This window comes from Nostoc sp. DedQUE05, from assembly GCF_034530955.1.
Lineage (GTDB): Bacteria > Cyanobacteriota > Cyanobacteriia > Cyanobacteriales > Nostocaceae > Nostoc.
Genome location: NZ_JAVRCB010000012.1, coordinates 118368 through 124663, shown reverse-complemented (window position 1 = coordinate 124663; position 6296 = coordinate 118368). Strand labels below are relative to the sequence as shown.

The window sequence follows — 6296 nt, the reverse complement described above, 5'->3', positions numbered from 1 at the left end:
TTAAGCCTTAAAGGTCGAACATTAAGCCTTAAAGTTTGAACATTAAGCCTTAAAGTTTGAAGTATGAGTCTTGCCCAATGCCCAATGCCCAATGCCCAATGCCCAATGCCCAATGCCCAACTAGCAGTTACCAACTAGTAAGGCTTCTTGCTTGAGTTTTGCCCCAAAGTTTTTAATCAATAAATCTTGCAATAATGGCTGCAAGTCTTCGCAGGGTACGCCTTTGATGATGCAAGTTCCCAAATGGGCATCTTTGCCAACTTTGCCGCCCATATATATGTCAACACCTTCTAAAGTTTTGCCATTTTTGCGAGTTTTAGTTCCCATCAAGCCGATGTCTGCAACTTGGGGCTGTCCGCAGGAGTTGGGACAACCTGTCCAATGAATTCGCACTGGTTTGGTGAAGGTTAACTCTTCTTCTAAGGTTTTAATCATTGCCAGGGCGCGGTTTTTGGTTTCAATGAGGGCAAAGTTGCAAAATTGTGCGCCTGTGCAAGATACTAGCGATCGCGTCAGCAAACCTGGATCGATAGAAAATCTTTCCAGCAAAGGCTCAGTTAAAAATGTTGCTAAACGCGAGTCAGCAATATTGGGGATCACAATGTTTTGCTCAACTGTGAAACGGATTTCGCCACTGCCGTAAACTTCTGCTAGACGGGCAATTTCAAACATATCTTCGGCATACAACCGACCGACAGGAATGTTCAAGCCTGCGTAATTTAATCCTGATTGTTTTTGTTTATATACCCCGATGTGGTCGCGTTTTTCCCAGTCAATCTCGTCTTTAGGTGCTGCGGATATTAATGATTTACCCAAACGGTTTTCTACTTCTGCTCGAAACTTATCTAAACCCCATTCATCGATTAGCCACATCAAGCGCGATTTTTGGCGATTAGCACGCGGCCCACAATCGCGAAATACTTCCAAAACCGCTCTACATAAAGCTACTACATCTTCGGGAGCCACCCAAGCATTCAGAGGAATCGCCGCCTCACAACGTTTAGCTGAGAAAAAGCCACCGACTAAAACGTTAAACCCAAAAATTTTGTGCTGAGAATCAGCAGAAGGGAAATTTTGCTCCTCTGCTCCCCTGCTCCCCTGCTCCCCTGCTTCTTTAAATGCTGGAACAAAAGCTAAATCGTTAATTTCAGCGTGAACGGAATTGTCTCTTCCACCTGCGATCGCAATATTAAACTTGCGTGGTAAGTTGCTAAATTCTGGGTTTCCTTCGCCTTTATTGGTGAGCATATCTTGAATTTGCTGTACCAACTCTCGCGTGTCGTACAATTCATCTGCATCTAACCCCGCCACGGGATCGCCTGTGATATTGCGAACGTTATCCATCCCTGACTGAACGCTGGTTAAACCAACTGCGTGAAATCTATTAAAGATATCTGGTAAATCTTCAATTCTGATCCCCCGTAATTGAATATTCTGTCTGGTAGTAATATCAGCGCAACCATCATCACCGTAACGTTGCACCACTTGAGCTAAAACACGCATCTGGCTGCTGGTAAGAATACCGTTAGGCATCCGCAACCGCATCATAAACTTTCCTGGGGTAACTGGGCGAAAAAACACCCCTACCCATTTGAGTCGATGATCGCGATCTGTTTCGTTCATCGCCTCCCAACCCAAGGCGGCAAATTTCTCTATCTCACTTTTGATGGCGAGTCCATCTTTTTCTGCTTTTAATTTCTCGAACTTATTAAGGCTAGTGGTAGTTGCTGTATCTGTCATGAGTTTGAATCTCGTTGCAAATTACTGATACGATCGGTAACTGTGGTCATAATTTCCCAATTCCAATCAATCCGTAGTTACATCAGGTGCTGGCTGTATCTACGAAGGTTAGGGAATAAAAACTTAATATTTAACTACGGCTGATTATTTTTACTCAAGAACATTCCAACGCGAAACTTCAAATCCGTGGTTAGTTAAGGAAAATTTGTGACCATTTACATCTTGGGAATTTGTCAAGCAGGTTTAGATAATGTTCATGTAACAATTTCGATACTCATAACTTAATGTGACTTTTGTGTTAAAATCGTATAAATTGTTACGAATTTCCGAAAAGTTTTTCAAAAAATGCATGAATAGTATGCATTACTTGCATTAAAGTCACCCATAAGCGATCTAGCGCCCTTAATCAACGGTATTTGAGAAGACTGAAGTAATTTTGGATCGCCATAGACTAATCTCAAATCTAAAATCCAAAAGTAAAAGGGACTGGGGACTGGGGACTGGGGATTAGGGATTGGGTGTCAAACCCTTAAAATTATGGTGGTTGCTCATTACCCACTAGCAAATTTTAAAAAACTTTTGACTACGGGCCCAGTACCCAGTACCAAAGCGGCGTTCCTTCCCCACCAACTTTTATGTATGGTGGGGGACTCCGACGTTCGCTAACGCTACGCTATCTCCGCGACCAGTTGAATTACAGATGTTAGCTAAAACTTAGATATTATTTCAGCAGTTATGAAACGTCGTGACTTTATTAATTGGGTAGGTTTGGGCTGGATTGCGAGTTCTCTACCTGTAGCGATCGCAGCTTGTTCTTCTCAAACAACTCCAGCATCTAAAGATTGGCAAACAGTAGGTACATCAGCAGATTTAGATAAAACAGGTCAATTGCTGGCAAAAAACTCACCTGCTGGGCCTGTGCTGGTAGTCGGCACATCTAAAGCCGGAAATCTAACTGCTGTTGACCCTACTTGTACTCATGCAGGTTGCACTGTAGCATGGAAAGCAGATGCCAAAAAATTCACTTGTCCCTGTCATGGTTCGGAATATGGAGCCGATGGTAAAGTGCAAAAAGGCCCAGCAACCGACCCTCTAAAAACTTACGCCGCTAAGATTGAGGGCAATTCGGTTGTAGTTAAGCCAAGCTAGTGGAGGCAGGATAGCGCATGGGGACTGGGGACTGGGTACTGGGGACTGGGTACTAGGAGAATAACCAATCCCTAATTCCCAGTCCCTAATCCCCAGTCCTTAATCCCCAGTCCCTAATCCCCAGTCCCTAATCCCCAGTCCCTAATCCCCAGTCCCCAATCCCCAGTCCCCAATCCCTTTTACGCAAGATATTGTGAGTAATATCAAACAGCTTTTGGTACAAGCCGAGGCAGCACATAATGCCGCTGATTGGTCATCACTAATTCAATATTTGCAACAATTAGTTTTAGGGGCAGACTCGGAAGATCCAGAAATAGTTAAAAATCGAGAATATCTCCTAAAATTAACACTCTCAATGTTAGAGATGGGAGATTTTCAGCAGCGATGGGAAATTACCAAAGTGTTGACTCGCCTGGGAAATATTGCTATCCCACCTCTGATTGAGATATTAGAAGATGAAGACGCAGAAGACGAATTGCGCTGGTATGCAGCAAGAACTTTGGGCGAATTTAAACATCCTGAAGCGTACGCTGAAAGCGTTGGCGAAGTCATCGCGTCAATAGTTGAATTGTTGAAAAATGATGAGGATGAAGAACTCAAAGCGATCGCATCTACAGCACTGGGACAAATGGGTACTGTTGCGATTGCTTCACTAACTGAACTTCTATTAGATGAAAATACACGATTCTTAGCAGTGCGATCGCTTTGTTGTATTCGGCAACCAGAAACCATCACGCCGCTGTTGAGTGTAGTGCAAGATCCACAAGCAGCAATCCGCGCCGCCGCAATTGAAGCCCTCAGCAGTTTTCATGACGAACGCGTACCGCCAGTATTGTTAAAAGCTTTGGACGATCCCGCAGCCACAGTGAGGCGTGCAGCAGTACTTGGTTTAGGTTTTCGCCCCGATTTACATCAAGCATTAGATTTAATAACGAGACTGCAACCCAAACTTTACGACTTTAACCTTGATGTTTGTTGTGCAGCCGCAGTTACCCTTTCTCGGATTGGTAGTGATGACGCTGCTAAACACTTATTTGATTTGCTGATTTCACCTCAGACACCGATAACGCTGCAATTAGAAACCATCCGCGCTTTAAGTTGGGTGGGAACATTATTGAGTTTGGAATATTTGCAAACAGTACTGAATCAAAGTACATCCGAGACAGTGTGGCAAGAAATTGTCACAGTTTTGGGACGAGTCCAAAAACCACAGTTAACTACACCATCTGCGGAAATCTTACTGCAAATACTGCGATCGCCACATCCGGCCACAGAGGTTGCTAGCATCAAAAGTGCGATCGCTTTATCTTTAGGACAGTTAGGCGAAATGCAGGCAATTGAACCATTGATTTCCCTGTTAGCCGATCCTAATGCATCGGTGAGACTACATGCGATCGCAGCACTGAAAAATCTGAATGAGGAAGCCACACATCAACAATTGCAGCAGTTAGCGAATAATGATGCAATTACACCAGATTTAAAACAAGGAATAGCGATCGCTTTAGCCGAATGGTAAATTTCAGTGTCAACTTTTAATCGCGTAGCGTCTCATAAAGTCTGCGGCATAGCTACGCTTAGGGCGCTGCCTCTTTTAGATAAGAGAAGATTAAAATCCTTATTACAAACCTTTAATTATTTATGCCATCCTACTGAACTGATAATAAAAGTATTCCTTAAGTCTAAAGTAAGACACATCTGGAGTATGAAGTTATAATTTTTCAGGTGAAATAAGATTGTGAAGTATTCTTAATAGAGTCTCAACTGCAAGCAGCATCTGGCTGTATAGAGTTTTTAGTTCATTTATATCAAAATAACTAAAAGCTAATGTAAAAAAAGTAATTATATTTATTCAGGTGAAAATCCTGTTTAACTTAGCGATCGCTTGTACTTCTTAGGTGAGTCTGTTTATCTAATTACAAACTCTATTCTATAATGTGGAGTTTTCTCACACTTATAGAACTCATATCTGATTTTTGAACAAGATTTCAGATAAAACCCCGATATAACAGGCTTTTCAGTCTCAGTATGTTTTCAGAAATAAAATCGGAGTCCTATATAAACTAACCTAACTTGAATGCCAAATTAATTCCTGGGATATAAGTGATTTTACTCTTATGGTAGAAGTCCAGCGAAAAACTAACACTTATGCTATTTAACAGTAACAAAATGATTCACAATAAGTAATTAGTAAAAATAGGATAGATAGAAAGTAAGTGTAATAATATTTATTTTCTAGATTTGAATAAGCGATTTTGTTCGTGAATTCTTAATCCTAAAGTAGTAATTACTGATTATGAGTTATTTTGCTTAATGTGACAAAGAATAAGTTGTTGGTGGTATTTTCAAATCCTTTCAACTTTTCCAGAAGAAGTTAAGTAAAATACTCTGCAATCTGCCTCGCCATAATTTACTTAATTTAGCAGTGGATTGAAGAGACAACATTGCTTTTGTAAATCAATCGAACGATACAAATCTAGAACATAAAAGGAACCATAAGCATGAAGCCTTTCAATTTATCTAAAGCTGTTTTAGCTACTCTATTTGCCATCAGTTTCGCTTCTGTATCCTTACCTACTTTAGTTTCTGCCCAAAGTGGAGGTTCCGGCAGTGGAGGCTCTGGTGGCGGAAGTGCCGGCAGTGGAAGCTCCGGTAGCGGAAGCTCCAGTGGTAGCACTGGCTCAGGTACTGGAACTGGAGCTACAGGCACTGGAACAACAGGCACTGGAACTGGGACATCAGGCAGTGGCTTAGGTACTGGAACTGGGACAACGGGCAGTGGAACTGGGACAACAGGCAGTGGAACTGGGACAACAGGCACTGGTTTAGGTACTGGAACTGGAACTACAGGTACTGGCACAACAGGGACTGGAACTGGGACAACGGGCAGTGGAACCGGGACAACAGGCACTGGAACTGGGACAACAGGCACTGGTTTAGGTACTGGAACTACAGGTACTGGGACAACAGGCACTGGAACTGGGACAACGGGCAGTGGAACCGGGACAACAGGCAGTGGAACAACAGGCACTGATGCCACAGGTAGTGGAACAACGGGTGGTGGAACAACAGGTAGTGGAACAACAGGCACTGATGCCACAGGTAGTGGAACAACAGGCACTGATGCTACAGGTAGTGGAACAACAGGCAGTGGAACAACGGGTACTGATACCACAGGTAGTGGAACAACAGGCACTGGCACTGATGCCACAGGTACTAACAGAAATACAGGTGTCGCAGCTTCCGAAAGAACTAGCGATCGCGGTTTCAATTTTGGTTGGCTAGGTTTACTTGGTCTAGCTGGTTTAGCTGGACTGCGTAATCGCGAAAAAGTCCGGGCTTATAGAGATCCCGATGAAGTAACAGGTTCTCGTTCTAGATAGTATTCACCACACTCTAGGTTAAAGTGT

At 42.9% G+C, this 6296-nt stretch carries 4 protein-coding genes; 3 read left to right on the top strand and 1 reads right to left on the bottom strand.

What is annotated here, in order from left to right:
* Positions 1-120: 120 nt before the first annotated feature.
* The gene (locus RMZ42_RS11245; RefSeq protein ID WP_322671506.1) at positions 121-1740 is read right to left on the bottom strand and encodes a ferredoxin--nitrite reductase; all 1620 of its coding nucleotides are present in this window, start codon (positions 1738-1740) and stop codon (positions 121-123) included.
* Positions 1741-2475: 735 nt separating this feature from the next.
* Between RMZ42_RS11245 and RMZ42_RS11240 the strand changes: the two genes are divergently transcribed.
* The 3 genes from RMZ42_RS11240 (at position 2476) to RMZ42_RS11230 (ending at position 6269) form a co-directional block, all read left to right on the top strand.
* A complete protein-coding gene (locus RMZ42_RS11240) occupies positions 2476-2889 on the top strand; it encodes a ubiquinol-cytochrome c reductase iron-sulfur subunit (RefSeq protein ID WP_322671505.1) in 414 nt (137 codons plus the stop codon).
* A gap of 190 nt (positions 2890-3079) precedes the next feature.
* Entirely contained in the window at positions 3080-4405 is a 1326-nt protein-coding gene (locus RMZ42_RS11235; protein WP_322671559.1) for a HEAT repeat domain-containing protein, read from the top strand.
* A gap of 982 nt (positions 4406-5387) precedes the next feature.
* Positions 5388-6269 (top strand): WGxxGxxG-CTERM domain-containing protein, encoded by an 882-nt coding sequence (locus RMZ42_RS11230; protein WP_322671504.1) that lies wholly within the window; start codon positions 5388-5390, stop codon positions 6267-6269.
* Positions 6270-6296: the final 27 nt, after the last annotated feature.

Bases quoted from the DNA above. Each gene is read 5' to 3' on its own strand.
- RMZ42_RS11230 (WP_322671504.1), top strand. From the start codon at position 5,388: ATGAAGCCTTTCAATTTATCTAAAGCTGTTTTAGCTACTCTATTTGCC.
- RMZ42_RS11240 (WP_322671505.1), top strand. From the start codon at position 2,476: ATGAAACGTCGTGACTTTATTAATTGGGTAGGTTTGGGCTGGATTGCG.
- RMZ42_RS11245 (WP_322671506.1), bottom strand. From the start codon at position 1,740: ATGACAGATACAGCAACTACCACTAGCCTTAATAAGTTCGAGAAATTA.